22 protein-coding genes are annotated in these 26047 nt (G+C 70.6%); 14 read left to right on the top strand and 8 right to left on the bottom strand.

What is annotated here, in order from left to right; translation table 11 throughout:
* Entirely contained in the window at positions 1-768 is a 768-nt protein-coding gene (locus AQJ11_RS36250; RefSeq protein ID WP_059266110.1) for an SDR family NAD(P)-dependent oxidoreductase, read from the top strand.
* 92 nt (positions 769-860) lie between these two features.
* On the opposite strand, the gene AQJ11_RS36245 is transcribed toward AQJ11_RS36250, so the two are convergent.
* A complete protein-coding gene (locus AQJ11_RS36245; protein ID WP_014669612.1) occupies positions 861-1622 on the bottom strand; it encodes a DeoR/GlpR family DNA-binding transcription regulator in 762 nt (253 codons plus the stop codon).
* Positions 1623-1710: 88 nt separating this feature from the next.
* On the opposite strand from AQJ11_RS36245, the gene AQJ11_RS36240 reads away from it, so the two are divergent.
* Entirely contained in the window at positions 1711-2898 is a 1188-nt protein-coding gene (locus tag AQJ11_RS36240) for an MFS transporter (RefSeq protein WP_208616699.1), read from the top strand.
* 195 nt (positions 2899-3093) lie between these two features.
* Here the strand turns inward: AQJ11_RS36240 and AQJ11_RS36235 are convergent, their stop codons facing one another.
* Positions 3094-5433, bottom strand: a complete 2340-nt coding sequence (locus tag AQJ11_RS36235) for a M4 family metallopeptidase (protein WP_059266151.1) — start codon at positions 5431-5433, stop codon at positions 3094-3096.
* Positions 5434-6143: 710 nt separating this feature from the next.
* Here AQJ11_RS36235 and AQJ11_RS36230 point away from each other — a divergent pair.
* The 10 genes from AQJ11_RS36230 to AQJ11_RS36180 all read left to right on the top strand — a co-directional run bounded on the left by AQJ11_RS36230 (position 6144) and on the right by AQJ11_RS36180 (position 17203).
* On the top strand, positions 6144-7166 hold the full coding sequence (locus AQJ11_RS36230) for a helix-turn-helix domain-containing protein (RefSeq protein ID WP_059266108.1): 1023 nt from the start codon (positions 6144-6146) through the stop codon (positions 7164-7166).
* Positions 7167-7253: 87 nt separating this feature from the next.
* Positions 7254-7421, top strand: coding sequence for a hypothetical protein (locus AQJ11_RS50115; protein ID WP_167360897.1), 168 nt, complete (start codon positions 7254-7256; stop codon positions 7419-7421).
* A gap of 932 nt (positions 7422-8353) precedes the next feature.
* Positions 8354-9169, top strand: coding sequence for a DUF427 domain-containing protein (locus tag AQJ11_RS36225; protein ID WP_014669617.1), 816 nt, complete (start codon positions 8354-8356; stop codon positions 9167-9169).
* Between the two features lie 301 nt (positions 9170-9470).
* On the top strand, positions 9471-10754 hold the full coding sequence (egtA, locus tag AQJ11_RS36220; RefSeq protein WP_059266107.1) for an ergothioneine biosynthesis glutamate--cysteine ligase EgtA: 1284 nt from the start codon (positions 9471-9473) through the stop codon (positions 10752-10754).
* Positions 10755-10921: 167 nt separating this feature from the next.
* Positions 10922-11449 carry a DinB family protein gene (locus tag AQJ11_RS36215; RefSeq protein ID WP_107120930.1) on the top strand — a complete coding sequence of 176 codons (528 nt, stop codon included), beginning with the start codon at positions 10922-10924 and terminating at the stop codon, positions 11447-11449.
* A gap of 142 nt (positions 11450-11591) precedes the next feature.
* Positions 11592-12206 carry a DUF3291 domain-containing protein gene (locus AQJ11_RS36210; protein WP_059266105.1) on the top strand — a complete coding sequence of 205 codons (615 nt, stop codon included), beginning with the start codon at positions 11592-11594 and terminating at the stop codon, positions 12204-12206.
* Between the two features lie 301 nt (positions 12207-12507).
* Positions 12508-12783, top strand: coding sequence for a hypothetical protein (locus AQJ11_RS36205; protein ID WP_014669621.1), 276 nt, complete (start codon positions 12508-12510; stop codon positions 12781-12783).
* Positions 12784-13538: 755 nt separating this feature from the next.
* Positions 13539-15056 carry a sialidase family protein gene (locus AQJ11_RS36190; protein ID WP_059266102.1) on the top strand — a complete coding sequence of 506 codons (1518 nt, stop codon included), beginning with the start codon at positions 13539-13541 and terminating at the stop codon, positions 15054-15056.
* Positions 15057-15409: 353 nt separating this feature from the next.
* Positions 15410-16324 (top strand): YceI family protein, encoded by a 915-nt coding sequence (locus tag AQJ11_RS36185; RefSeq protein WP_059266101.1) that lies wholly within the window; start codon positions 15410-15412, stop codon positions 16322-16324.
* Positions 16325-16549: 225 nt separating this feature from the next.
* Positions 16550-17203, top strand: coding sequence for a YceI family protein (locus tag AQJ11_RS36180; protein ID WP_059266100.1), 654 nt, complete (start codon positions 16550-16552; stop codon positions 17201-17203).
* Positions 17204-17315: 112 nt separating this feature from the next.
* Here AQJ11_RS36180 and AQJ11_RS36175 read toward each other — a convergent pair whose 3' ends face one another.
* The 6 genes from AQJ11_RS36175 to AQJ11_RS36150 all read right to left on the bottom strand — a co-directional run bounded on the left by AQJ11_RS36175 (position 17316) and on the right by AQJ11_RS36150 (position 23108).
* Complete coding sequence (locus AQJ11_RS36175) at positions 17316-18878, bottom strand: hypothetical protein (protein ID WP_244218532.1); 1563 nt, start codon at positions 18876-18878, stop codon at positions 17316-17318.
* Positions 18879-19046: 168 nt separating this feature from the next.
* Complete coding sequence (locus tag AQJ11_RS36170) at positions 19047-20069, bottom strand: LLM class flavin-dependent oxidoreductase (protein WP_059266099.1); 1023 nt, start codon at positions 20067-20069, stop codon at positions 19047-19049.
* 97 nt (positions 20070-20166) lie between these two features.
* Positions 20167-20565 (bottom strand): MarR family winged helix-turn-helix transcriptional regulator, encoded by a 399-nt coding sequence (locus tag AQJ11_RS36165; RefSeq protein ID WP_014669628.1) that lies wholly within the window; start codon positions 20563-20565, stop codon positions 20167-20169.
* A 128-nt stretch (positions 20566-20693) separates the two neighbouring features.
* Positions 20694-21554 carry a TIGR03620 family F420-dependent LLM class oxidoreductase gene (locus AQJ11_RS36160; RefSeq protein ID WP_059266098.1) on the bottom strand — a complete coding sequence of 287 codons (861 nt, stop codon included), beginning with the start codon at positions 21552-21554 and terminating at the stop codon, positions 20694-20696.
* 42 nt (positions 21555-21596) lie between these two features.
* On the bottom strand, positions 21597-22346 hold the full coding sequence (locus AQJ11_RS36155) for an SDR family oxidoreductase (protein ID WP_059266097.1): 750 nt from the start codon (positions 22344-22346) through the stop codon (positions 21597-21599).
* Positions 22347-22667: 321 nt separating this feature from the next.
* Entirely contained in the window at positions 22668-23108 is a 441-nt protein-coding gene (locus AQJ11_RS36150; RefSeq protein WP_014669631.1) for a nuclear transport factor 2 family protein, read from the bottom strand.
* A gap of 649 nt (positions 23109-23757) precedes the next feature.
* On the opposite strand from AQJ11_RS36150, the gene AQJ11_RS36145 reads away from it, so the two are divergent.
* Both AQJ11_RS36145 and AQJ11_RS36140 read left to right on the top strand, forming a co-directional pair.
* A complete protein-coding gene (locus AQJ11_RS36145) occupies positions 23758-24975 on the top strand; it encodes an epoxide hydrolase family protein (protein WP_079082569.1) in 1218 nt (405 codons plus the stop codon).
* Between the two features lie 328 nt (positions 24976-25303).
* On the top strand, positions 25304-25951 hold the full coding sequence (locus AQJ11_RS36140; protein WP_014669633.1) for a nuclear transport factor 2 family protein: 648 nt from the start codon (positions 25304-25306) through the stop codon (positions 25949-25951).
* Positions 25952-26047: the final 96 nt, after the last annotated feature.

Genomic DNA, 26047 nt, shown 5'->3' with positions numbered 1-26047 from the left:
TTGAACCCCACCTACGACTTCTCCGGGCAGGTGGCCCTGGTCACCGGCGCCGCCTCCGGCATGGGCCTGGCCGCCGCCCGCGCCTTCGCCGACTCCGGCGCCGCCGTGGTGCTGGCCGACCTCGACCACGATGCCGTCCACCACGCAGCCGAGGAGATCACCGGCCGCGGGCGGCGGGCGATCGGTGTCGTCTGCGACGTCACCGACGAACAGCGGGTGGAGGCGGCGGTGCGGCGCGCGGTGGCGGAGTACGGCCGCCTGGACATGGCGTTCAACAACGCCGGCATCCAGGTGCCGCCGACCGACGCGGCCGACGAGACGGCCGAGTCCTTCGACCGGGTCAACGCCGTCAACCTGCGCGGCGTCTGGGCGGCGATGAAGCACGAACTGCGGCAGATGCGCGAGCAGGGCAGCGGCGCCATCGTCAACTGCTCGTCCCTGGGCGGGCTCGTCGGGCTGCCCGAGCGTGCGGCCTACCACGCCGCCAAGCACGGCGTCATCGGCCTGACCCGCAGCGCCGCGGTCGAGTACGCGCCCCGGGGCGTCCGCATCAACGCCGTGTGCCCCGGCGTCATCGACACCCCGATGGTCGCCGACATGGTCGAGAACCAGGCCGAGGCCATGGCCGGGATCCTCAAGGAACAGCCCATCGGCCGACTGGGGAGAGCGGACGAGGTCGCGGCGGCCGTCCTGTGGCTGTGCAGCCCCGGCGCCGGCTTCGTCACCGGAACAGCGCTCCCCGTCGATGGCGGCTTCACCGCCCACTGATGTCCGTACAACCCGTACGGACAGGCGCCGTTGATCGCCTGGGCACGCCCAGTGCGGGCCTGCCACGGGTCGGGACGCGACGGCCGGCGGAATCAGACGATCTTGACAGTGATGCCGCTGTTCTCCAGTGCGGTGGTCTCGTCGGCGGGCGCGGTGGCGTCGGTGACGAGGACGTCGACCAAGGTGGAGGGCCCGACGTAGGCGTGTGCGGTGCGCCCGAGTTTGCTGCCGTCGGCGGCGGCGATGACGCGACGTGCCGATGCGACGACCGCCTTCTTCACGGCTGCTTCGTCGAGGTCGTAGGCGGTCATGCCGTCGCCGTCGGTCAGGCCGCAGCACCCCAGGACGGCGGTGTCGAACCGCAGCGCCGACAGGGAGGCGAGGGTGAGGGGCCCGATGAGGGCCCCTTCGCCGGCGCGAGGGCGGCCCCCGGGCACGAGGAGCGCGGTCGGTTCGGGGGCGTCACCGAGGACGTCGATCGCTTGCAGGGACAGGGGCATCACGGTGATCTGCCGTCCGCGCAGCAGGCGCGCGACTTCCAGACAGGTCGTGCCGCTGTCCAGCAGGACGGTCTCCCCGTCGGTGATGAGCGAGGCCACCTCTGCCGCGATCCGGCGTTTGGCGTCGACGGCTTCATGGGTGCGCAGCGCGAAGGGGGGTTCGTCCCCCCGCAGCAGGAGGGTGCGAGCCCCGCCGCGGAACCGTTCGAGGACGCCCTGCGCGGCCAAGTGGTCCAGATCGCGGCGGACGGTCATTTCCGAGGCACCCGTCAGGTCGGCCAGTTCGGCGACTGTGGCCGTTCCTGCCTCCTGGACGGCCTGGGCGATCAGTCGATGACGTTCCACGGTGCTCATACCGTGATTCAACACCACTCCTTTCGAACATGGCGAACGTTCGAACCGGCGGGTTACGAACGGTCGTCGCGTTCGTTATGGTGTCCCTATGAAAAGAGCGCTGCGCGTCTCTCGCGTCGTGACGTTTGTCTACTTCGTCCTCAACGGCACGTTGCTGGGCATGTGGGTGGTGCAGATCCCGGCCGTCGAGGAACGCGTGGGCATCAGTCACGCGGCCCTGGGCGGGTTCCTCGTGTTGCTGGGGGCAGGGGCCTTCGCCGGCATGCAGGTCGGCGGGCGTCTGTCCGACCGGCTCGGCACGCGCACCGTCGTTCCGGCGGCCGGGGTGCTGTGCAGCGTGACCCTGGTGCTGCCCGGTCTCGCCCAGGAGCCGTGGGCCCTCGGAGCGGCCCTGCTGGCCTTCGGTTTCGGCAACGGCACCCTCGACGTGAGCATGAACGCGCACGCCGTGCAGGTGGAGAAGGCGTACGAACGGCCCGTCATGTCGGCCTTCCACGCCACGTTCTCCGTCGGCGGCGTCCTGGCCGCGCTCGCCGGCGCCGCGGCCATCGACATCGGATGGGGCACGACCACGACGCTGGGCGCCGCCGCAGGCGTCGGCGTCATCACCGCCCTGGTATCGGCTCGTGGTCTGCTGCCCGCCGAGCCGGCCGCCCCCGTGACCGGTACGGAAGGGGAGCCCGGGGCGGGGAGCCGCTCCGTTCCCACCCGGATCTGGCTCCTGGCCGTGCTGGCTCTGCTGATCATGCTGTGCGAGGGGGCCGCCAACGACTGGAGCGTCCTGCACCTCAAGACCGTCCTGGGCGCGCCCGAGAGCACAGCCGCCTTCGCCTACGGGACGTTCGCGGCGACGATGACCGTCGGCAGGCTCCTGGCGGACCGGACATCCGCGCGGCTCGGGCCGGTCGCCGTCCTGCGGTACGGCTCGGCCCTGGCCGCCGTCGGCATCACGGTCGCGGCCCTCTCACCCTGGGTCTGGGCGGCACTGACCGGCTGGGCGCTGTTTGGCCTGGGCCTGTCCGGCTGTATCCCGCAGCTCTTCAGCGCCGCAGGACACGCCGACCCCGCGGCGGCGGGCACCAACGTGTCCCGGGTCGCCGGACTCGGCTACATCGGCATGCTCGCGGGCCCCGCGATCGTCGGCTGGACGACCCATCTCACGGCCCTCAACCACACCTTCCTGCTCCTCGCCCTGTTCTGCGCGACGGCTGCCGCGGCGGCCGGCGTCCTGCGCCCCTCGCCGGAGCGGTCGCGCGTGGTCGAGCTGACACCCTGACCGCCTGCGCGGCGCGGCCTGACCACGCGCCGCGCAGGCTTCTTCCCTCGGCCGCACGGTCGCCTGACCCGGCGCCTGCACCACCAGAGGAGTGCCGGTGTGCGCGAGCATCGGCCGGCTCATTCGACGCTCGCGGCCACCGCGGGACCTCCAGGGGAGCACCCCCTGGTTGCCGAGCGGTGGCCGCCCCGCGCCCTACCGGGCGGGCGAGCCGGCCGTGGCCGCGGGGCCGGTGCCCGAGAAGTCCAGGCTCCAGCGCTGGAGATGACCCGGGTCCAGGTCGTAGAAGCCCGGGGTGCCGTCGGTGACGCGCAGCTTCCAGGTGCCGACCGTGGGCAGCGCCGAGGCGTCGACCGTGTAGGTCTCGTGCAACTCGGGCGTCAGCACCCAGGGTCCCCAGGGCTTGACGGGGAGGACGGTGCCGTCGGGGCCGATCAGGTCGATCACCATGGCGTTGCTGAACCCGTGGTCGAGATCGACCGTGACCTTGAGGTCACTGGGCGCGCTGCCCGGCTTCCCCCGGACGACCAGCGGGGACTCGACGGTGCCCCACTGGGGGATCACGTAGGTGGTGGGGTTGACGAAGAAGTGCCCGCCGGATTCGAGAGCGGTCCAGGTGAACGAGAGGTTCCGGGTGTCCCCGGTCGCGTCCGTGATGACGATGGCCGAGTTGTAGTCGCCGGCCTTGTCGGGCGTACCGGTGATGAGACCGGTGGCGTGGTCGATCGACAGGCCGCGGGGCAGCGACTTGGCGGCGTAGCTCAGCGCGCCGGGACGGCTGCTGGACGCCGTGATCCGGCGGCGGACGGGCTGGCCGACCGCCACCGGCTCGGTCGGCAACGGCTCCACGGCGATGTGGTGGACGAAGCCCGTCCCCACGTTGACGGCCGCCCAGGCGTTGGCGACGGCCTCGTAGGAGGCGCTGCCCGAACCGTAGAGGTCGGCGGCGGCCTGGAGCGTCGCGGTCCGGGCGCCGGCGTAGTCGGTGGTGCTGGTCATGTAGACGGTGAGCGCGCGGTACACCACGGCGGCGGCGTCGGTCAGCCCGATGCCCGCCACCGGCAGCCCGTCATAGGTGGGGCTGTCGTAGGCCACGCCGTTGATGGTCTTCTTCCCGCTGCCCTCGGCGAGCAGGTAGAAGAAGTGGTCCCCCACCCCGGCCGCCATATGCGGTTCGTCCGACTTCGCCTGGGGCGTCCAGTAGTCCAGGGGCGCGTAGCCGACGGAGCTGATGCCGGCCTTGGAGGGCAGGTCCATGTACCGGATGGGCTTGCCGTCACCGTGCAGATCGTCCAGCTCGGCCATCGTGTAGTCGGGCACGTCGTTCGGGTTGTCGGCGTAGAACTCCACGGCGGCGGCCATCATGTCGCTGATCGCCTCGTTGAGGGCCGGTGATTCGCCGTAGTCGCCCAGTGCGGCCGTGGCGGAGGTGACGCCGTGCGTCATCTCGTGCGCGGCTATGTCCAGGGACGTCACCGGGTGCTGCCCGTCCGCGCCGTCGCCGTAGCTCATGCAGAAGCAGCCGTCCTGCCAGTTGGCGTTGGCGAGGTGGACCCCGGGCTGCTGTTCGTAGTGGACCCGGGAGGTGCTGCCGCGGCCGTCGTCGGCTATGCCGTTGCGGCCGAAGCGGTCGCTGTAGAAGTCCCACGTGGTCCGTGCGCCGTACGCGGCGTCCACCGCCGCGGTCTGGGGGTTCGCCGCCGTACCGTCGCCCCACACGTCGACGTCGTTGGTGAACAGGACACCGTTGGACGTGACACTGGAGTCGAGCGTCCGGTGGCCACCGCGCTCGGGGTCGATCAGGGCGTACGTGCCGTCGTCCTGGCGGGTGGAGCCGATCGTGACCTGCCCGCTGTAGAGGCTGTTGCCCTGGGCGGACTCTACGTGTTCGGCGTTCTCCAGGATCGCCTCGCTCGCGGCGTCCGTCACGACGTGGCGTTCGCTGGGGGAGCCGTCCTGCTGCACGCCGGTGACGACCGTCTCCCAAGCCAGTCTCGGCTGGTCACCCAGCATCCAGACGACCTTGCGGGGGGCCGTGTGCGTGGCCGCCTTGCGGGTGCCCTTCGCCATGGCCTTGCCCAGGGCCGCCTTCTTCGCCGTGGCGGCCGGCACCTTGGCCGAGGTCGTCGGCAGGGTCAGCTTCTGCTTGGAGGCGTAGGTGACGGTGCGGGCTCCTCCGTGCCGCTGATGGACGATCAGGTCACCGCCGATGACGGGCAGTCCGGAATAGGTGCGCTCGTAGCGGGTGTGGACCGTGCCGTCGGCGTCCTGGATCACGTCCTTCGGGATCAGTTTCTCCCGAGGGCCGAGGCTCAGCGCACGGGCGGTGCCCGCCGCCGCGTCGGCCGCCTGGCCGAGGAGCCGCCGGCGCTGTCCGGGCGACAGGTGGACGGTCCCGGACCCCGGCCTGGGGGCCGCCTTGATCTGCCGGGGCGCTCCCGTTGTACGGGCGCCGTCGGGGCCGTGGGACAGGGGGGCGGCGCCGGCCGAGCCGGGCAGCGCGGAGAACGCGAGTGCCGCGGCCGTGATCACCACGGTCGCGGCCAGGCGCCGTCGGGGTCCGCGCGCCACCTGTGGGGACGCGGCCCGGTTACGGGAGTGGTTCAACCCAAGAGTCCTTCCGTTCGGCCGTCTGTCGGTGCGGACGGCCGCTGTTACGAGGAGGCCGGAGACCACGGCCTCGGCAACGGGACCTCAGACACGTGACGCACCGGCGCGCCACACTCGCCACCGCACGTTCCAGGGGACGTGCGTCGAGCCATCTGACGGTCAACGCCGCCTCACCGGAGTGAAGATGCCAACGCATGCGGAATCGGCGCTAGGGTGTCGAGGTGGCCGGTTAGCGCCAGGTGGCAGCCATCGGCCAGCAGTTGGCGGAGCGGAAACAGAAGATGACGTCGCCGGAAACCGAGATGGTGTATACGGCTCTGGTCGAGCCGGCGCGCCATAGGGGCGTCGAGACGCGGAAGCCCTCCTCCCGTTCGTGTCGGCAGGCCGAAACAGGTGCCGCGTACGGGCCGGGTCCTGGACGGCGCAGCGCCGGCCTCCGTTCACAACGGCGGTCGGGCCGTGGGGCCCGACGCCGGTGCGCACACATGTCGACCAGGACGCCGACCCCACGTCACGGCGGCACGACGCCCCTTTTCGTGCGGCGAGGACGGGAATGCGCACACGAGGGCGCATGGTTGGCGATGTGGCCCCATCCCGCCTATCGGTGGTCGACGGGCCGGACGACCGGAGGAGAAATGGAACTTGACGTCGTCGGACTCGGCGATGAAGCACAACGTGTCTACACGGCGCTGATCGGTCTGCCCCACAGCACCGCCTCCGAGGTGGCGAGCGCCTGCGGGACGAGTACGAGCGCGGCGGGGCGGCTGCTGTCCGTCCTGGTGAAAGCGGGCCTCGCGACCAGATCGACAGGCCGCCCCCCACGCTTCACCGCCACCGCCCCCGATGTCGCGGTCACGGAACTGATCAAGGAACGCGAACGGCAACTGGACACGGCTCGGGCGTTGGTGCGCCAACTGACCGACAGACACCGCGAGGCCCTGCGGATCGCCGACCCGGACATCGCGGTGGAAGTGCTCCGTGGCCGTGACGACATCAGCGCCGCCGTCCACCGGATCACCGCCGGCGCCCGCCGCCAGATCCGCACCTTCGACCGCCCGCCGTACGTGGACCGCCCCGGCAGCAATCTGGACGACCAGCGCCGCAGACAGCGTTCGGGCGTCACCCACCGCGTGCTCTACGACCAGGGTGCGGTCGCCTGGCCGGGCCGCCTCCGGGACGACATCCTGCCGAGCATACGCACCGGCGAACAGGCCCGCGTGCGACCACAGCTGCCGATCAAACTCGTGATCGTCGACGACGCGCAGGCGGTCCTCCCCTTCAGCCTCGCCCCGGGCGGACACCTCGCCGCGTACCTGGTCCACCGCTCACCGATGCTGACCGCGTTGGAAGCACTCTTCGAAGCGGAGTGGGACCGCGGATCCCCCCTCCAGGCCCCCGCACCGACCACGGCCCCGCCCGCCGCCTCCGGCCATCCCGACCACCTCGCCCTCGTCAAGCTGCTCGCCGCAGGCTGCACGGACGCGGCGATCGCCCGCGCCCAGGGCTGGAGCCAGCGCACCACCCAGCGCCGCATCCGCCATCTGATGACCGAACTGGGCGCCACCACCCGCTTCCAGGCCGCGGTCCAGGCCGCCCGCCGGGGGTGGTTGCAGGAGCCTGCGGCATTCACGCAGCCCACGAACGCGGGCGAGGGATAGGTGTGGCCGGCCGGCCCTGAAGCCGGGCTGCGCTCCGCGTGGCAACTCGGTTGCGATGCGCCCGGCCACCTGGGCGAAGATGCCCGCATGAGCACTGGTGTCCTGCTGGCCCCCGGACTGGTCCACCTCACCTACGAGACCACGCTGAAGGGGAACCGGGCACGGCGCAGTTCGCTCTGGCGCAAGCAAGGTGCGGACGCGCCCTGGCAGATGTACTACCACCAGGCCACGCTTATCCCGCCCGGCACCGTGTGACTGCGAGCCCCGGAGGGTGCTCCACACCTCCAGCGCGTCCACAGGGCGGGGCCTGCGGCCGGGACCCGTGCCGTCAGCCGCTCTCGGCCGGTGTCGCAGTCGCGCGCAGACGGAAGCCGACGCCTCGTTCCGCCGTCAGGAGGGCCGCGGCCCGCGGGCCGACTTCGCGGCGGATGCGGTGGATGCGCAGGTCGACGGAACGGCTGCGGCTGCCCGCCCACTCGTCCGGCCCCGAGCACAGCTCCACTCCCGCCCGCGAGTTCGCGGCCCGCGTCCGCCGGCGCCGGCCGTCGCAGGCGGGTGCGGGCGCGCACCAGCAACTCGTCAATGGACGAGTGAGAAGAGTGGGACGAGTGAGAGGAGTGAGCGGTGTCAGGCGTACCGCCGGAAATCCCTTCGGGCCGTGTGTGCGCCGGTGACTGCTGACTGCGTTGCGAGCAACTCCCGTGTCGTTCCTCGGAGACGGCCCGCGGCTGGCCGCCACGCCGGAGGAGACGCTCCGCTCCTTCCCCCCCGGGTGGCGTGCCCGTCGTGGGTAGCGGGTTCGGCGCGCTGACCGCCATCGCGCTGAAGGCGAAGTTCCCGCACAGCGCCGGACGCCTCGTCCTCGTCGACACGCTGCCCGGCGCACCGTCACCCGGCCAGCTAGCTGTGCCCCAAGGAACGACTGGCCAGCCCCACGGGACACCCCTACCGCGGCCCGACGACTTCGGACGCCTGGAGCTCGAACGCTTCGGCTTGGGCAGCAGCGTGCCGGTGAACACCTGGAGGGCGTCCGGCCGCATGGGTAGGGGGCTGGGAGCGGGCCGGCGGTACCGTCGAGGAGTACCTGCGCGTGTTCGGCGGCCCCGGGCAACGGGCGGCCCGGCACGAGTACCGTCCCTACGTCGCCGACGTCACCGCGTGAGCCGGCGGCCGGAGGAGGACCGCTCATGACCACCTTCCCCACCGCACCAGCCGTGCGGAGCACCCCGGAAGGCCTCCTGTGGGAACCCAGCGAGCGCTGGGTACGCGGCCGCAAAGGCGAGGTGACGGTCGTCGACAGCCGGCACCCCGTCCTGGTCTGGGAGCCGGGTGTCCCCGTCCCGCTGTACGCCTTCCCGCGCGCCGAGGTCCGCGAGGACCTGCTCCGCCCCGCGAGGAACCCCCCGACGGGCACGCACACCGGCTCGCGGATCTTCTACGACCTCGACGTCGACGGCGAACTGCTGGAGAACGCCGCCTGGACCTTCCCGGCCGCCGACCTCGCCGACCACATCGCCTTCGCATGGTTCCGGCGTACCGGCCGGGGCCTCGACCACTGGTACGAGGAGGAGGAAGAGATCTTCGTCCACCCCCGCGACCCGCACAAACGCGTGGACGCCCTCCCGAGCAGCCGCCACCTCGTGGTCGAGATCGACGGCACGGTCGTCGCGGACACCCACCGCCCGGTGCTGTTGTTCGAGACCGGCCTGCCCACGCGCTACTACATCCCGCGCGAGGACGTCCGCCTCGATCTGTTCGAACCCACCGACCACCACACCGCCTGCCCCTACAAGGGCACAGCGGAGTACTGGTCCTGGCGCGGCGAGTCGGACGTCCCCGCGAACATCGTCTGGAGCTACCCGGACCCGCTGCCCGCGGTCGGCCCGGTCAAGGGACTCCTCGCCTTCTACGACGAGGCCGTCGACATCACCGTCGACGGCGAACGCCAGGAGCGCCCCGTCACACACTTCACCGGGGCGCTCACGGAGCGACCGCACGCATGACGGCACCGGACCGCCGTGTCCGTCCGTCCCGACGGACACGGCGGTCCGGGCCGACGGCCGAAAGCGCGCCGACCACAGAACCTCGGCGAGCCTGCCGTCCGCGAAGCGATCCACGAAGGAGGCGCCGAGACCGGCCCGGCGCTGTCCGAGCCGTCCGTTGCGGGTCACCGAACCCCCACGTGTCCTGAAGCGCGCCCTTGTCATGGCAGGGCCTGACAGCGGACTCTTGCAGCAGGCGCAGCGGTACGCGCACCGGACGTCGGATCCCCGACGGCCCTGAGGCGGCTCAGGAGGCTCCCGGATGGTCGTTTCACCGGAGTGCGGCATCGATGGCCCCGCCGTCACCGAACAGGAGGCGGAGGCGCTGATCGAGGGAACCTGCTTCAGGACCGGCCCGCCGCGCAGCGTCGGGGTCGAGGTGGAATGGCTCGTCCACCAGGCGCGTGCGCCGCACGACCCGGTGGCCCGGGAACGGCTGGAAGCGGTCCACGCCGTCCTGCGGACTCTGCCGCTGGCGTCCGGTCTGAGCGTCGAGCCCGGCGGTCAGGTGGAGCTGAGCTCCCGGCCCGCCCCCTCGCTGACCGAATGCGTCTCGGAAGTCTCGGCCGACCTGGAGGCCGTGCGCACCGCGCTGCACGCACACGGCCTGACACTGGTCGGCATGGGCGTGGACCCCTGGAGTCCGCCTCGCCGGTTCCTGCGGGAACCCCGCTACGACGCCATGGAGTCCTGCCTCGACCGCACGGGCCCGGCCGGGCGAGCCCTGATGTGCACCTCGGCCTCCGTGCAGGTGTGCCTCGACGCCGGACACGAGGAACCCGGCGTCATGGGATTCGCCCGCCGCTGGTGGCTGGCACACCACCTGGGCGCGGTCCTGGTCGCGGCGTTCGCGAACTCGCCCATGGCCGAAGGACGGTCCACGGGCTGGCTGTCGACGCGGCAGCTGATGTGGACCGAACTCGACCCGGGGCGGTCCGGCGGCCCCTCCCTGGCCCACGACCCGCGCCGTGCCTGGGTCCGGCGGGTCCTCGACGCACCCGTGATGTGCGTACGGCGCGACGGCGGCCCCTGGGAGGTTCCGGACGGACTGAGCTTCCGCGAATGGACCCGCTCGCGCACCATGCGCCCCCCGACCCACGCGGACCTGGACTACCACATCACCACGCTGTTTCCGCCCGTCAGACCACGGGGACACCTGGAACTGCGCATGATCGACGCGCAGCCCGGCGACGACGGATGGATCGTGCCGCTCGCGGTGGTCACGGCCCTGTTCGACGACCCGGGCGCCGCCACGATCGCGAACAGGGCGGTGGGGCCCCTGGCCGAGCGGGCCGCCGGGGCCCCGGCGCCGCACAATCCCCTGTGGAGGGACGCGGCGCGCCACGGGCTCGCCGACCCGGACCTGAAGCGTGCCGCCGTGACCTGCTTCGCCGCGGCACTGGACGCCCTGCCCCGGCTGGGGGCGAGCACCAGGGTCAGGGACGCCGTCGCGGCCTACGCCGACCGCTACGTCCGCCGTGGCCGCAGCCCGGCCGACGACGTGCTGACCGGCACGGCGGCCGTGGCGCGCCCGCTGTGCCGATGACCGGGTGCGCGGACGCGCCGACGTGCAGTGCGTGACCCCGGGTCCGCTCCGCACCCTCTCCTGGCGAGCGGAATGGCGAGGCACGTATCCGCGAACCCGCGCGAAACGCTTGTTCGTCGACAGTGAAGACAGTCGTGGGCCAAGGCCGCCGCTGCCAGGGTGTGCGCATGCAGACGACTCCGGATGGACGGCCCGTCCCACCCGCGCACGCCGGCGAGCGCGCCATGCTGGAAGCGTGGTTGGACTTCCACCGCGCGACTCTCGCCCTGAAGTGTTCGGGCCTCGAAGACGATCAACTACGGCTCGCGGCGGCGTCACCCTCGTCGATGACGCTGCTCGGCCTCGTTCAGCACATGGCTGAAGTGGAGCGCAACTGGTTCCAGCGGGTATTCGCGGGCCAGGACGTGCCGCCGGTCTTCGGGGAGAGCAACCTCGACGGCTTCACCCTCCAGCCGGAACGGGGGCTCGACGAGGCGCTGGCTGCCTGGCAGGCCGAGGTCGCCCGAAGCCGTGAGCTGATCGCTGAAGCCTCGCTGGACGACTCCGGCCGCCTGCCCGAACAGGAAGCGGGCCACGTCGGAGACCAGGGAGTCTCCCTGCGCTGGATCATGGTGCACATGATCGAGGAGTACGCACGTCACAACGGCCACGCCGACCTCATCCGCGAGCAGATCGACGGAACTACCGGCGCATGAGGCGTGCTTGTCACCGAGGTCAGGTACCGGGTCCGAGCCTTCGCAGCCCGTTGGTCCTCGGGGTCACGCCCCACGGCTACCCGCCCCCTGCGCAAGCCACCGAACCGGGTCCACACCAGGCACCCCGACCAGGGAGAGACACGTGCCCCATCTTGCGCTGTACACATTCGGCGTCCTGAAGTCACCTCTCGCCGATCCCGCACCTCTCACGCGCGAGTTCTACGACACTGGTGAGGCCGTCTACCGGAAGATCAGTCAGCACCCCGGGTACCTCGCGCGTGCCGAAGCGGCAGAGGGTGACCGGGGCGTGCTCTTCGAGGCGGACTGGGGAGCATGGGGAGAGTTCGCCGTACCGACTTGGTACGGCAAGGGCCGTACGGCGGAAACCACCGCCCTGGCCGCGACCCTGTCACTCTGGACCGACCTGCGCCCCGCCTTCGACGCCGTCTACACCGGTCTGCACCGTGCGGCGCTGAACAGGCGTTACGACTGGTTCGAGAGGACAGGGCACCCGAATCACGTGATCTGGTGGGTCTCCGAGGGCGTGGTACCCACCTGGCAGGACGGGGTTTGCAGGCTGGAACACCTCCACGACCACGGCTCCGCGCCGCACGCCTTCACCTTCCACCACGCGTTCGCCCCGGACGGAACTCCGACCAGGACCAAGGAGACCGGAGGGGAGAGGCGAAGCGCGACAGCCGGGCCGTCCGATCCCTTGGCCGGCCGGACGGGCCTGCCCCCGCGCTCCGCGCAATAGCAGTTGCTCAGCGCGGCAGCCCCCCGGGTGCCCAGGACGGGCGGGGGAGAGGATGCGACGCTGGAGTGAGGGGCCCGCGAGAGGAGGTCCGAGTGCGTCTCATCCGGTCCGGGGCCCTCTCCTTCGGCCTGGCGACCATGTCCCGGTGCGGCTCACTGGACGCGGCGCGGCATCGTGCGGTCAGTCTGTGGGCCCGCGGGCCGGGGCACCGCTCACCGAGCGTCGGCAGGCGGCCTCACCGCGTGGCTCCGGCCCGCCGGGGGCAGGGCCGCGCGACCAACCCGGAAGGCAGGTGCGTCCCATGCGCACGTCGACCCGTATCGCCGGTGCCCTCACCGGCCTGACCCTCACCCTCGGCGGTGCGGTCCTCGCCGCTCCCGCGGTCCGGGCGGACATTCCCGCCTGCACACGGATGGCCGAACTGGCCGGTGCCACCGCTTCCGACTCCGTCACAGCGGCTTGCGGCCGTGGCGTGGTCGGAGACCTCCAGGGCTGTGTGACCGGGCTGACCGGGGCAGGAGTGGCGGGCGGCGCCGCGACCGGTGCCTGCCGGGCGGCGGCCCACGAACCGCGTTAGAGGAACCGCGCTCGGCAGCCGCTCGCCGGCACCGGCAGGAGGCACCGGTAGGAGGCAGGTACGGCCGTCTCCTCCTCACGCCCCGGCCTGCCCGGACCCAACACGGCCCTGGCGGGCCGTCTCGACGCCACGGACATCGACGTCGCCCCGCTCCTGCCGACGCGCACGCGCCGTACCGACGCGGCCGGTGGAGGTCGGTGACGTCATGTCTGCCCGGCCCCGGGCGTCACCGCCCCGGGCGGCGCCCGGCCTTGCCTCGCGGGCCTCAGACGGAGCGCCGATGCCGAGTAGGCGCCGCCCCTTGCCGGCGTGAGCGCCGTCGGCGCTGACAGCGCCGGGGCCGCCTCGTTCCGGAACATCTCCCGAGACGACTGCACGGCCGCCGGCGGACAGACCGTTTGCAGAACGAACAGTCCAGCCGGCTCCGGGAGGTCACCCCGCTCCACCCACCCCGTCTGAGCCAAGGCCGACCCCGCCGCCATCGCCGACGCGGCCCTCTCCGGGGACCCACGAGACGGCGCCGTAAGGCACGACAAGGAGCCGACCGGCACGGTGCACCCGCCGGTCGGCTCCGCCGTGCTCCTCGACGACCCCGGGAACGACTCCGCCGTTCGGCCCATCAAGGGCACCGGCTGCGACGCCGAAGAGGACCAAGCGGAGTCGCCCACCCTCGCGTTCCGGTACGCCTCCGTGCCCCAGGCCGCCCCGATGACGGCGGTCCCGTACCCGGCCGACAGGCCCGGAGGAGGTCCCGCATGCGCGTCGTCCTGCCCCTGACCGCCGTCACCACCGCCACGCTCCTGCTCGTCGCGGTCACCGGCACGACTCCCGCCGCGGCAGACCGGAACCCCGACGGCACACCACTGGTCAAGGTGTCCCACGGCGACCCGTACGCGAAGTGCACCATCGGAGCGAGGTCCCCCGACAGCATCGTCTACCCGGCCACCGAGGTGGAGCCGTACCTGTCCGTCGATCCGCGCGACTCCAAGCGCGTGGTCACCGTGTTCCAGCAGGACCGCTGGAACGACGGCGGCGCCCGTGGCCTGGCGGCCGGCTGGACCACGGACGGCCACACCTTCCACCGGAGCACACTGCCGTTCAGCCTGTGCGCCCCCGGCGGCGCGGACTACGAACGGGCCACCGACCCCTGGGTGAGCACCGGACCGGACGGCACGGTCTACGCCGGCGGGGAGGGCGTCGACTTCACGAAGAGCACGCGCAGCGCCCTCCTGGCAGCCACCTCCCGCGACGGCGGACGCACGTGGCACCACCTCACCACCACGCACGTCGACGAGCAGCCGTTCTTCAACGACAAGCCCTCACTCACCGCCGACCCGATCCGCAAGGGCACCGCCTACCAGGTCTGGAACCGCCTCGACAACGACCCACCCGGCCCCGGCTCCCTCGACGGTCCCGGCTACATCTCCCTCACCCGCGACGGCGGTCGCACCTGGAGCAAGGCCCGGCCGTTCGTCGCCACCAGCAGCGTGCCCAACACCCAGACCATCGGCCATCTGATCGTCGTCGACCCGCGCACCGGCACCCTGTACGACTTCTTCGACCGGATCACCTACGCCGACGACCTGAGCACGGTCGTCAAAGCCCGCTACCAGGTGGTCACCTCGACCGACGCCGGACACACCTGGAGCGCCCCGGTCACCGTGGCGCGGGACACCTCCGTGCCGGAGGTCGACCCGAACGACCCCGCCAAACCGCTGCGCGCCGCCTCCACCTTGCCGAGCCCGGCCGTCGACCCCGGGACAGGCACGCTGTACATGGCCTACGAGGGCTCGGACTTCTCCGGTGGGAAGTTCGACTCCGTCCAGCTCGTGCGGTCCACCGACGGCGGACGCACCTGGGGGACCCCGGCGCTGATCAGCCCTGAGGGCGTTCCGGCCTTCTCGCCGTCGATCGCGGTCACCGAGCGGGGCACGGTCGCGCTCACCTACTACGACCTGCGCTTCCTCAAGCCCGGCAACGCCACCACCCTGCCCACCGCCTACCAGCTGGCCACGCTCCGGCACGGAAACCCCAAGCTCCGCACCGAACGACGGATCTCGCGGATCTTCGACTGGCTCCAGGCGCCGTTCGCCGGGGGCTACTTCCTCGGCGACTACCAGGGCCTGGTGGCGGACGGCAAGGGAGTGCGGGCGGTGCTCACCGAGACCCACTCCGGCACACCGCAGAACCGTACGGACGTGTACACCAGCAGGCTTCCCACCCGCGGGGACCGGCAGGCCGGAGACGTCAGTACGGAGCCGGGGAGGAGGTGACGCCGGGGGCGGGCTGCCTGTCCCTCGTGTCGGGTCCGTGGTGAAACCGCAGACTGCTTGTGAACATCGCGTTTCCCTTCTGTGCCTTTCACCACAGCTTTGCCGCAAAGAGATGAAGCCGAGGGCCGCGATATGGCCGGTCGGAGCGCTGTTTGACGACCCCGCATCCACCCGCAGAGGGTTGAGCAGCCTCGATTCTGCGGCCAGGAGCCTGTGCACGGACGGCTCTATGATCGCCAATGAACCGTTCGCTTCGCGTCCGTCCTTCTGCCGCGCGCGATTCTTGGCGACCGCGAACGCAAGCAGCTGAGCGGGCCGTGTGACGGCAACGCATGTGGAGAAAGGTGAACTCAATGGCTCTCAGGTTGCTCCGACGCCGGCATTCCCGCGGCGGCTCCGGTGTCGTGCCGAGCCTCTCGGTCCCCCTGCCGCCCGGTGCCGGGGCGTTCGGCCTCATGGTCGTGGATCCCACGGGGCAGCCCATGGGCGGAGCCGAGGTCACGGTGACCGCGCGCGACAGCCACCGGGTGGCCACGCGGGGCACCACGGACCCCCACGGGTATTTCATGGCGACACTGGCACCGGGCTCCTACAGCGTGCTGACCGCGGCCGAGGGTCTCTCACCCGCCCGCGAGGAACTGGACATAGCCCCCGGGGTGGCGCTGCCCCCGAGGCACATCGCGCTCGAACCCGCCCGGCAGCTGGAACTCCCGACAGCCGGAACCTGGCTGTTCGACCCTCCGCACACCGCGATCCGGTTCATCGCCAAGCACGTGGGCATGGCCCATGTCCACGGGCGGTTCACCCGTTTCGAGGGCGGCATCCGTGTCGCACCGAACATGGCCGACTCACACGTTTCGGTGCGCATTGACGCCTCCAGCATCTCCACCGGCAACAACACGCGTGACAATCACCTGCGTTCCGCCGATTTCCTGGACGTCGAGCGCTTCCCCTACATCGACTTCACCAGCACCCGGTTCGCCTACCGCGGCGGCTCCAAGTGGACCCTGCACGGCACGCTCACCATGCACGGCACCAGCCGCTCCGTCGGACTCGACACGACCTACCTCGGGACGGTCAACGGAGGCTACGAGCAGGAACTGCGCTGCGCGGCCCTCGCGAAGGCGGAGCTCCACCGGGAGGACTTCACGCTCAACTGGCGCTCCATGCTGGCCCGTGGCATCGCCGTCGTCGGCCCGACCGTCCAACTGGAGCTGGACGTACAGGCGATGTACCACACCCACGACACGCCCACGCCGCCGAAGTAGGGCGCACGGGGAGACGCACGACGCGGACCGCGGTCCGGCAGAGCCCTCCCAGTGGTTCACGGTGTGCTGACGCGGCCCGTCCGGCAGCGCACCCCCACAACTTGCTGATCTTGTACAGCTTTGCAGGGGACCGCATGGAGACCGGACGAGACCACCCATCTCGCCGGGCAGTGCCGGCGAAGCCGTGATAGCACGGAGCGGTCTGATGGAAAGGGCTCACGAAACATGGGAATCTTCAGTCGCCGCCAGAGCGCTGTCATCGACCCGGCCACGGCTGTCGGCACCGACACCTCCGACCCGGCGGACGCACCCCGAAGTGTCCCGCTCGACCCGGCATTCCAGGCACTGACCGGGCCGTGGACCATCGACCGCTCCCACAGCCGCGTCGGATTCTCCGTCAGGCATGCCATGGTGACCACGGTCCGGGGGGCTTTCACCGACTACGACAGCACGTTGTACTTCGACGGAGCCCGGCCCTCCGAGTCGCGGGCCGAGCTCGTCGTCCGGGTCGCCAGCGTCGACACGGGCGTGGAGCAGAGGGACGCGCACATCATCGGCCCCGACTTCTTCGACGCGCGTCGCTACCCGGAGATGACCTTCCGCTCCACCTCCACCAGCCACGAAGGCGGGGGGACCTTCCGCATGACCGGGGACCTGACCATCCGCGACGTCACCCGGCCCGTCCACCTGCAACTCGACTACCTCGGGTCGGTCCTGGATCCGTTCGGCTACGAGCGAGCAGGCTTCGACGGCACCACCACCATCGACCGCACCGAATGGGGTCTGGCCTACAACCAGCGCCTCAAGACCGGCGGCGCCATGGTGAGCGAGAAGGTCCGACTGCAGTTCGACATCTCCGCGATCCGGTCTGTGTCGTAGCAGCCGGCCGAGGGGCCGCTCGACCGACTCAGCCACGCTTCCGGCAGGGCCCTGGCCCCGTGGGGGAACGCGGTGAAGTCGCAGGCGCGCGTCAACCGACGGCAGGAGCCGCTCAGGCCTCCCAGTCGATCTTGCTGATGATCCATGCGGGAACAGTCCAGAGGCCGTGGGACCCCATGACATCGGGTCCTGAAACCCCCACCTGGTACGCGTCAGGCCCTTGGACGCCGTCGTGGTAGCCGCCCCACCAGGACCCCGGGTCGTAGTCGCAGCTCACCTCCAGCAGGTCGAGGCTGTCGTCGGTTCCGTCGTGCTCGATGGCCAGCTCCAGCTCCCAGGCGCCGTCCCTGGGAGTCAGCGTGGTACTGACCCGAGTGGGGACGCCTTGGATCCGGGCGGAGAGTTCCGAGGAGTCCGAGCCGAGGAGGGGCGCCACTCGGAGTTCGAGGCCCGGCACCCAGGTGAGCGCCTCGTCCAGCCGGTGAAGGGCGTCGCTGTCGTCGTCATAGGCGCTCCTGACAAGCGTGGCCTCCGCCTCGGCCTCGGCTTCCACAGCGGTGATCAACCCGTCCGTGAAGTGGAAGCTGAGTTCGGCCCGGACCAGGATGTTGTCGTAGTGGAGGACCGACACTTCCGGATCACCGCCGTTGAACAGCGTCTGTACCGTCGCTTCGCCCTCCGCCAGGAAGTAGGCCGTGGCGTAGGCGGTCACATGATCGGCGGATCCGAGGTCGCCGGGGCGCGGCGTGTGGGCCGGCTCCTTCCGAGCGGAGTCGTCGGACACGTCGTCCGCGATGCTCACCTCACCCACTCCGGCGAGGGCCAACAGGCGCGTCACACTGGCTCCGTAGACGCTGAGGCTGCTGCCGTCACCGTCGGTGCTGTGGGTGATCGCGGATTCCAACCCCGTGATGTGGCCGATGTCGAAACCCGTGCCGTCGCTGTCGAAGGTGTCTGCGGGAAGCCGGCTCACGAGGTGGCGAGCGATGGCCGCTTGCGCATGTCCGTCGTCCACGGTGACGTCGAACAGGGTCGCCCGCAGCTTGTCCAGCGTGCGTATCAGCGGCATGGGCTTGCCCCATGCCTTGAACGCCGCGTCGACGTCCTTGTCCGCGCCGACGATGAGGATTCTCTCCGGCGGGGCGAGGTCCAGTACATCGCGCAGCCACGCGCTGTCGCTCGCGCCCGTCTTGACCGCGGATCCGGGTTTCTCCGGGGTGCCGCCCTTGGTCTTGGCCGGCTTGCGTTGAAGGACCTGGTCCTTCAGGCCTTCGACAGCGCTGCTGCCCGTCAGCTTGACGATCCTCACATGCGGTATCGCACTCAAGTTGCCGAGAACCGCGTCGATGACAGCCTCTCTGCTGTCGTACGGCGTCGTGGGCACGGCGACCGGGATGCCGGCCCGGTTCATCCGGTCACGCTCCTGCCGGGCGGCGTTCTTGACGGCTTCCCAGTCGCGGGAGACGTGCTCCGCCCACTCCCAGGCCACGGGCTCGGGTACCCAGGTCTCGATGCCGATGCCGGCGAGACGCTCGGCGAGCCTCGTGAGCTGTTGCAGGTTCGGTCGGGCTACGCCGTAGGCGTTGGCGTCGAAAACGACGGCTTGGAGGCGCTCACGCGCCGACACGGTCAGCCGGAGCGAGGGGTCCTCCGGGGGGCTTTGGGCTGCGCACATGACGGAATCGTCTCAGACCGCCGATCGAACGGGGCAACTGCCTGACACGCACGAGGCGGTGCGGCGGCCGGCCTGCCCGTCCGGTCCGCGGTGACGGGCAGGCCGGCCACGCGCTCACCCGCCCCCGGGACCGGTGACCCGGTGCCGGCCCGTCACCCCTCTCGGGTGTCAGCGCCAGCCGAGCTCCGGTGCCACATGGGTCAGGATGCTGTCGATGACATGCGCGTTGTACTCGACACCGAGCTGGTTGGGCACGGTGAGCAGCAGGGTGTCGGCGGCGGCGACGGCCTCGTCCTGTGCGAGCTGTTTGACGAGTACGTCGGGCTCGGCGGCGTAGGACCGGCCGAAGATGCTGCGGGTGTCGGGGTCGATGTAGCCGATCTGGTCCGTCGAGGCGCGCTCCTGGCCGAAGTAGGCGCGGTCCCGGTCGTCGACGAGTGCGAAGATGCTGCGGCTGACCGACACCCGTGGCTCGCGGGTGTGGCCCGCCGCCTGCCACGCCTCCCGGTACGCCTCGATCTGCTTGCGCTGCTGGACGTGCAGCGGTTCGCCGCTCTCGTCGTCCTTGAGCGTCGAGCTCTGGAGGTTCATCCCCAGCTCGGCGGCCCACACCGCGGTCGCGTTGGAGCCGGACCCCCACCAGATGCGGTCGCGCAGGCCCTCGGAGTGCGGCTCCACGCGCAGCAGCCCCGGCGGGTTGGCGAACATGGGACTGGGGTTGGGCTCCGCTATGCCCTCGCCCTTGAGCACGTCGAGCAGGGTCTCCGTGTGCGCGCGTGCCATGTCGGCGTCGGTGCCACCCTCCGGCGGCCGGTAGCCGAAGTACCGCCAGCCGTCGATCACCTGCTCCGGAGACCCCCGGCTGATGCCCAGTTGCAGCCGGCCTCCGGAGATGAGATCCGCGGCCCCGGCGTCCTCGGCCATGTACAAGGGGTTCTCGTAGCGCATGTCGATCACACCCGTGCCGATCTCGATCCGGGTGGTGCGTGCGCCGATGGCCGCGAGCAGCGGGAAGGGGGAGGCGTGCTGCCGTGCGAAGTGGTGGACCCGGAAGTAGGCGCCGTCGGCTCCCAGCTCCTCCGCCGCGACCGCGAGGTCGATCGCCTGGAGCAGGGAGTCCGACGCGGAGCGGGTCCGGGAGTGCGGTGACGGCGTCCAGTGCCCGAAGGACAGGAACCCGATCTTTTTCATGTTTCCTTCAACGATGAGGGGCCCGGTTCATTCCGCGTGTGCGCGGAGCACCGGGTACGAGGCCGTGCGCGGTTTCTCGTACACCCCGTGCCCGGCGCTATTGCGGGCTGATCTTCTCGATGACCGTGTCGGTGATCTCCGCCAGCAGAACGACCTGGCCGGGTGTGAGGTGGTCGAGGAACAGGCGGCGGACGTCTTCTACGTGCCGTGGTGCGGCTGCTTCTATGGCCGCGCGGCCGGCCGCGGTGACCGCGACGTAGGCCCCCCGCCCGTCGTCGGCGCAGTCCTCACGCGTGAGGAGACCGCGCTTGACCATGCGCGACAGGTGGTGCGACACCCTGCTCTTCTCCCACCCCAGTACCTTGGCGAGCTCCATCACGCGCAGGCGGTCGTTCGGGGCGCGGGTGAGCTCGGCGAGCACGGTGTAGTCGGTCGCGGACAGCCCGAACTCGCTTTGCATGGACCGGCCCGCTTGATTGACCAGAAGATCGTGCATGCGCAGGAGGCCGCGCCATGCCCGTCCCTCGTCAGGGGAGAGCCAACGGGGTTCTTCAGTCATGGGACCAGCATAGGAAAAGGTTGACGCTTCAGTCACCTTTCGCGGCGCACCGCATCGGCATCCCGTCAGCGGGCCAGGGGTGCGAGCTCCCGCCACTGTGTCCGCGGCAGTCCCGGGTCGGCGCTGATGGCGTGGAGGGCGACGTGGGTGGCGCCCGCGTCGAGGTGGGCCTTGACGCGCTCGTCGACGGCGTCGACGCTGCCCCAGGCGACGACGGAGTCGATGAGGCGGTCGCTGCCGCCGCCCGCGAGGTCCTCCTCCGAGAAGCCCTGGCGCAGCAGACTCTTCGCGTAGTGCCCCATACCGATGAAGGGGGCGAGGAAGCCCCGCGCGGTGGCCCGGGCGCTGTCGGGACGGGGGTCGACGACGACGGCCTGGTAGGGCGCGAGGAGGGGGCCGGGCCCCAGGATGGCCCGTGCGCCGGCGGTGAAGTCGGGGGTGACGAGGAAGGGATGCGTGCCGGCGCTGCGACGGGCGGCGAGTTCGGTGAGCTTGGGGCCCATGGCGGCTACGAGTCGCTCGTCGGCGGGTACCGGCTCGGGGGCTTGGTCGAGACGGTCGAGGTAGGTGCCGAGGGCGGCCAGGGGACGGTACGTCCCGCCGGCGTGCCGGGCGGCGGCGGCGTCGCTGACGCCGAGGCCGAGGAGGACGCGGTGGCCGTACTCCTTGCGGAGCCGGGCGTGCCCGGCGGCCATCTCCTCGGCGGGGTGGCGCCAGATGCTCAGCACGCCGGTCGCGACCGTGGTGTTCCTGGTGGCGGCCAGAAGCCGTTCGGTGTCGCCGAGGATGTCACCCCCGCCGAGACCGGGGATCCACAGGGCTCCCCAGCCGTGGGAATCGAGCTCGGCCGCGGCGTCGGCGATCTCTCCGCTGTCGCCGTGCAGGCGCAGTTCCGGACTCCAGATGCCTGTGGTGCCGATGTGCATGGCGGTGTTCCTCCTGTACGGCGGTGAGTGCGTTTGTGGTGGTCAGACCTGGTTGGCGCCGCCGTCGACGAAGATTTCGGTGCCGGTGATGTAGCTGGACTGGTCGGTGGCGAGGAAGAGGGCGAGGTTGGCGACTTCTTCGGGCTGGCCCATGCGGCCGAGGGGCACGCCGGCGGCGAGGGTGTCGCGCAACTGCGCGGCCTGCTCGTCGTTGGGGGCGAGTCCGTTGAGGCCGGGGGTGGTGATGGGGCCGGGGGCGATGGTGTTGACACGGATGGTGCGGGTGCGCAGTTCGTTGGCCCAGGTGCGGGCGAAGGAGCGGATGGCGGCCTTGGAGGCGCCGTAGACACCGAAGGCTTCGTTGCCGACGCTGGCGGCGGTGGAGCCGGTGAGGATGACGGAGGCGCCGTCGTTGAGGAGGGGCAGTGCCTTTTGGACGGTGAAGAGGGTGCCCTTGACGTTGGTGTCGAAGGTGGTGTCGAAGTGTTCTTCGGTGACCTGTTCGAGGGTGGCGAAGGTGCCGCCGCCGGCGTTGGCGAAGAGGATGTCGATGTGGTGTCCGGCGTCGGCGATGGTGGTGTAGAGGCGGTCGAGGCTGGCGAGGTCGGCGCTGTCGGCCTGGATACCGGTGACGTTGCCGCCGATCTCGGTGATGGCCTTGTCGAGGGTGTCCTTGTTGCGGCCGGTGATGTAGACGCGGGCGCCTTCTTCGCGGAAGCGGCGGGCTGTGGCGAGTCCGATGCCGCTGGTGCCGCCGGTGACGACTGCTGTCTTGCCGTCGAGCTGTCCCATGGTCTTCTCCTTGCTGGGGTGGTCGGCTGGGGCCGGGCCACCGTTCCGTTCAATCTTCAATCACCGTAGACCTGGAAAGGTGACGTGTCAACTAACTGGGTGATGCGTCATCCATCCGGGGTGGCGGGTGGCTGGAGCAGCGGGGCGGCGGGGCGATGGGGCGGCGGGGCGGCGGGGCGGCGAAAGTGTGGCCGGACACGCCGGAGCGGTGGCAGGTGTGACGTCGTACCTGCCACCGCTCCGTTGCCGAACCGCACCGCCGACGTGTTCGGGGCGGACGGCGCGGGCCTTGACGCCGGCCGTCGGACCGCCCCGGACGGGTCACTGGGCGGCGGCGGCCTCCAGGTTGTTCAGCACGCCCAGCTGGCCGAACAGGACGGTGCCCGACGGGTAGCAGTTGAACGACTCGATCTTGCCGTCACGCAGCCGGAACACGTCGCAGCACGGCACCTTGATGGTCTTGCCGGTGGGCGGGATGACCCCCATCGGCGTGTTCAGGGGCCCGTTGTGCGTGCCGTTCAGGGACAGCTCCACGATGACGATGTCGCCCTGTACGTAGACGTCGTACAGCTCGCGGTGCATGTCGGGGAAGGCCGTGGCGTAGTTCACCACGGGGTCGCCGACCTCCTGGCCGCGGTAGGTGATGCCGACGGACTGGTCCGTAAAGGTGCCGTCCTCGGTGAAGCCGGCGATCCACCCGGGGATGTCCTGGACCTCCGCCACCTGGTAGGCGTCCCTGATGATCTTCTCGTTGTCGGACATGAACCCTCAACTCTCCCGCGCAGCTGAACACTTCCTTCGAGCCGCACACTAGGGAGCATTTACATGACACGTCAACTGTCAGAGGGTGCGTGACCGTACGCAGCCGAAGAATGCTCCAAATGATTGACGTGTCATCCATTTGGTTTCTATGATCGCGCCATGGACAGCTCGGCTTCGGGCACGGCCGGACGTCGCACACCACAGCCGTAGCACTACGACATCGTTACCTGCTCTCCAGACGGGAAGGACGTCGCCACTCCTAGCGGCCTTCCGTTTCCCGTCGCTGCCCATGCCACACCCGAAGGCCCGGCCCGGCTGAGTGTGTCGCCGGGCGCCCACCGACGATGGTGCAAGCGCCTGCCGACGACGGTTCGAAGGGTCTTTGCCCGTCCTGCTCCCTGTGCCTGCGATTGGGGCGGCGCCCACCGCGTCCCCACAGGTCCGTGTCCGACCCGATGCCGGGCGTCGAGCCGGTCGAGATACGGGTGTCACGGCCCCTGCAAACCCATACCAGCATCCAGGAGCAACGGAGGACACCGTGTTCAGACGCTCACACACCATCGCGTCACCTCTCGCCGAGGAAGCACCGCAGACGAGCTCGCGGCGTGGCTTCCTGCGGTCGGCCGCCGTCGTCGGGGCGGCTTCCGCCGTGTCGGTCGGGCTGCCCCACAACGCCTCGGCGGCCCAGCCCGCGTCGGTGGCCGGTCTCACCCTGCCGCCCGCCGGCCCGGACATCACCCGTTTCGACCTCCACGTCCCGCAGAGCGCGCTGGAGGACCTGCGGCGACGGCTGGCGGCGGCCCGGCTGCCGGAACGCGAGACCGTCGACGACGTCTCCCAGGGCGTCCCGCTCGGCCGGCTGCGCGGCCTCGTCGAGCACTGGCGCACGAGCTACGACTGGCGTGCCCTGGAGTCCCGGCTGAACGAGGCGGGACAGTACCGGACACGGATCGACGGCCTGGGCATCCACTTCCTGCACGTCCCGTCCAGGCACCCGGACGCCCTGCCGGTGATCCTCAACCACGGCTGGCCGGGGTCGTTCGTGGAGTTCCTCGACACGATCGGCCCACTCACCGACCCGACGCGGTACGGCGGAAGCGCGCAGGACGCCTTCCACGTCGTCATACCCTCCATGCCCGGGCACGGCTTCTCCGACCGTCCCGCGCAGGCGGGCTGGGACCCCGCACGCATCGCCTCCGCCTGGATCACCCTGATGCAGCGTCTGGGCTACCGCCGCTACATCGCCCAGGGAGGGGACTGGGGAGGCGCCGTCACCACCCAGATGGGCAAGCAGCGTCCGGCCGGCCTGCTCGGCGTGCACCTGAACCTGCCGGAGTTCATGCTGACCAACACGGCCCTCGGGGACGGCACGCCGGAGGAGAAGGCGGCCATCGCCCAGCAGCAGGTCTTCGCCCAGCAGTACTCGGGCTACTTCCAGGAGCAGGCCACGCGTCCCCAGACCCTCGGCTACGCCCTGGCCGACTCCCCCGTGGGCCAGGCCGCCTGGATCTTCGAGAAGTTCATCGACTGGACGGACAGCGCCCACCGTCCGGAGCCCCTCCTCGGCTACGACCGCATGCTCGACGACATCAGCCTGTACTGGCTCACCAACACAGGTGCGTCGTCGGCGCGGCTCTACTGGGAGTTCTACCGGGACAACCACGACCTGACGCGCCTGGAGCTGCCGGTCGGGGTCAGCGTCTTCCCCGGCGAGCTGGTGCGCACGCCGAGGGTGTGGGCGCAGAAGGCGTACGAGAACCTCGTCTACTTCAACGACGACATCGCGGCTGGCGGTCACTTCGCCGCGTTCGAACAGCCCCGGCTCTTCGTGGAGGAACTGCGGGCCTACGCCCGTCTCGTCAGGTAAAGGGGCTTCGGAGCGGGCGCCCGCCGACCGGGCCGCGGTGCAGCGGCACGTGACAGGGAAGCATGATGCCGGCGTCCGCTGCGCGGCGCCACCAGGAGGTGCCGAGTCTCGCGGCGCACAGGCGCCGGGTGTATGTGCGGCACCATCGGTGCCCCACTCGTAGAGGAAGGCGGACGACGCCCCCGCCTGTAGATCAAACGTTCGCTTGACATCCTCCCGAGTGACCAACTCTAATATCAATCAAGCATTTGATTAGTTTCTGGCGCGTACGGCGGGAAGCCGCTGCGACGGGCCTGGACCCCGAAGATCCGATGTGGAGAAACCAGACATGAAGTCGTTCCGCTGGAAGACGATCGTCACCACGGCCGCCATTGCCGGCATGGGCGGTCTCGCCATCGCCGCCGCGCCGACACAGGCCGCGAGCAGTGCGGTCGGCGGCCACCGCGTCAGCAACGTGCAGGCCCACGAGGCCCTGAGTCCTCAGCAGCTGTCGGCGCTGCCGCTCACGAACCGTCACCTGACCAGGCATGAGATAGCCAACCTCGCGGTCGTCCTGAACGCGTACCACGTGGCGGAGGGCAACAGCCTGGACGTCGAGGCTTTCGTCAACAGCTTCACCAAGGACGGCGTCTTCGACGACAAGGTCGCCGGCGCCACCTACCAGGGCAAGGCCCTCGGCGATGTTCTGAACCGCATGGTCTCCCTCTTCCCCGACGTCCACCGTGAACTGAAGAGCATCACGGTGAACGACGACGAGATCAGCATCGAACTGGCGATCCAGGGCACCTTCAAGGGGGCGTTGCAGACGCCGGCCGGCACCGTCAAGCCGACGGGCGGGAGGGTCGACGTCCCGACCGCCGACTTCTGGTACCTGCGCGACGGCAAGGTCAAGCGGTTCGACTGCTACGTCGGGTATTCGAAGATGTACTCCGACATGGGTGTGAACCTCGACTGGGCCTCGGCGGTCGGGAAGTGAGCCAAGCCCTCGGCTGGTGGTGTGCGGCTGGTGAGACCGGACATCGTCGGCCGAGGGCGTACGGGCGGCGCGGCGCCCGCAATCCTTCTAAGCCTC

Origin of the sequence: Streptomyces corchorusii (assembly GCF_001514055.1) — a bacterium.
Lineage (GTDB): Bacteria > Actinomycetota > Actinomycetes > Streptomycetales > Streptomycetaceae > Streptomyces > Streptomyces olivaceoviridis.
This window is presented reverse-complemented; position numbering and strand designations above follow the sequence as displayed.

What these genes read in the sequence shown, in the direction of transcription:
- AQJ11_RS36245 (WP_014669612.1), bottom strand. Translation starts at nt 1,622, where the DNA reads ATGAGCACCGTGGAACGTCATCGACTGATCGCCCAGGCCGTCCAGGAG.
- AQJ11_RS36240 (WP_208616699.1), top strand. Translation starts at nt 1,711, where the DNA reads ATGAAAAGAGCGCTGCGCGTCTCTCGCGTCGTGACGTTTGTCTACTTC.
- AQJ11_RS36230 (WP_059266108.1), top strand. Translation starts at nt 6,144, where the DNA reads ATGGAACTTGACGTCGTCGGACTCGGCGATGAAGCACAACGTGTCTAC.
- AQJ11_RS50115 (WP_167360897.1), top strand. Translation starts at nt 7,254, where the DNA reads ATGAGCACTGGTGTCCTGCTGGCCCCCGGACTGGTCCACCTCACCTAC.
- AQJ11_RS36225 (WP_014669617.1), top strand. Translation starts at nt 8,354, where the DNA reads ATGACCACCTTCCCCACCGCACCAGCCGTGCGGAGCACCCCGGAAGGC.
- egtA (WP_059266107.1), top strand. Translation starts at nt 9,471, where the DNA reads ATGGTCGTTTCACCGGAGTGCGGCATCGATGGCCCCGCCGTCACCGAA.
- AQJ11_RS36215 (WP_107120930.1), top strand. Translation starts at nt 10,922, where the DNA reads ATGCAGACGACTCCGGATGGACGGCCCGTCCCACCCGCGCACGCCGGC.
- AQJ11_RS36205 (WP_014669621.1), top strand. Translation starts at nt 12,508, where the DNA reads ATGCGCACGTCGACCCGTATCGCCGGTGCCCTCACCGGCCTGACCCTC.
- AQJ11_RS36190 (WP_059266102.1), top strand. Translation starts at nt 13,539, where the DNA reads ATGCGCGTCGTCCTGCCCCTGACCGCCGTCACCACCGCCACGCTCCTG.
- AQJ11_RS36185 (WP_059266101.1), top strand. Translation starts at nt 15,410, where the DNA reads ATGGCTCTCAGGTTGCTCCGACGCCGGCATTCCCGCGGCGGCTCCGGT.
- AQJ11_RS36180 (WP_059266100.1), top strand. Translation starts at nt 16,550, where the DNA reads ATGGGAATCTTCAGTCGCCGCCAGAGCGCTGTCATCGACCCGGCCACG.
- AQJ11_RS36175 (WP_244218532.1), bottom strand. Translation starts at nt 18,878, where the DNA reads ATGTGCGCAGCCCAAAGCCCCCCGGAGGACCCCTCGCTCCGGCTGACC.
- AQJ11_RS36170 (WP_059266099.1), bottom strand. Translation starts at nt 20,069, where the DNA reads ATGAAAAAGATCGGGTTCCTGTCCTTCGGGCACTGGACGCCGTCACCG.
- AQJ11_RS36165 (WP_014669628.1), bottom strand. Translation starts at nt 20,565, where the DNA reads ATGCACGATCTTCTGGTCAATCAAGCGGGCCGGTCCATGCAAAGCGAG.
- AQJ11_RS36160 (WP_059266098.1), bottom strand. Translation starts at nt 21,554, where the DNA reads ATGCACATCGGCACCACAGGCATCTGGAGTCCGGAACTGCGCCTGCAC.
- AQJ11_RS36155 (WP_059266097.1), bottom strand. Translation starts at nt 22,346, where the DNA reads ATGGGACAGCTCGACGGCAAGACAGCAGTCGTCACCGGCGGCACCAGC.
- AQJ11_RS36150 (WP_014669631.1), bottom strand. Translation starts at nt 23,108, where the DNA reads ATGTCCGACAACGAGAAGATCATCAGGGACGCCTACCAGGTGGCGGAG.
- AQJ11_RS36140 (WP_014669633.1), top strand. Translation starts at nt 25,304, where the DNA reads ATGAAGTCGTTCCGCTGGAAGACGATCGTCACCACGGCCGCCATTGCC.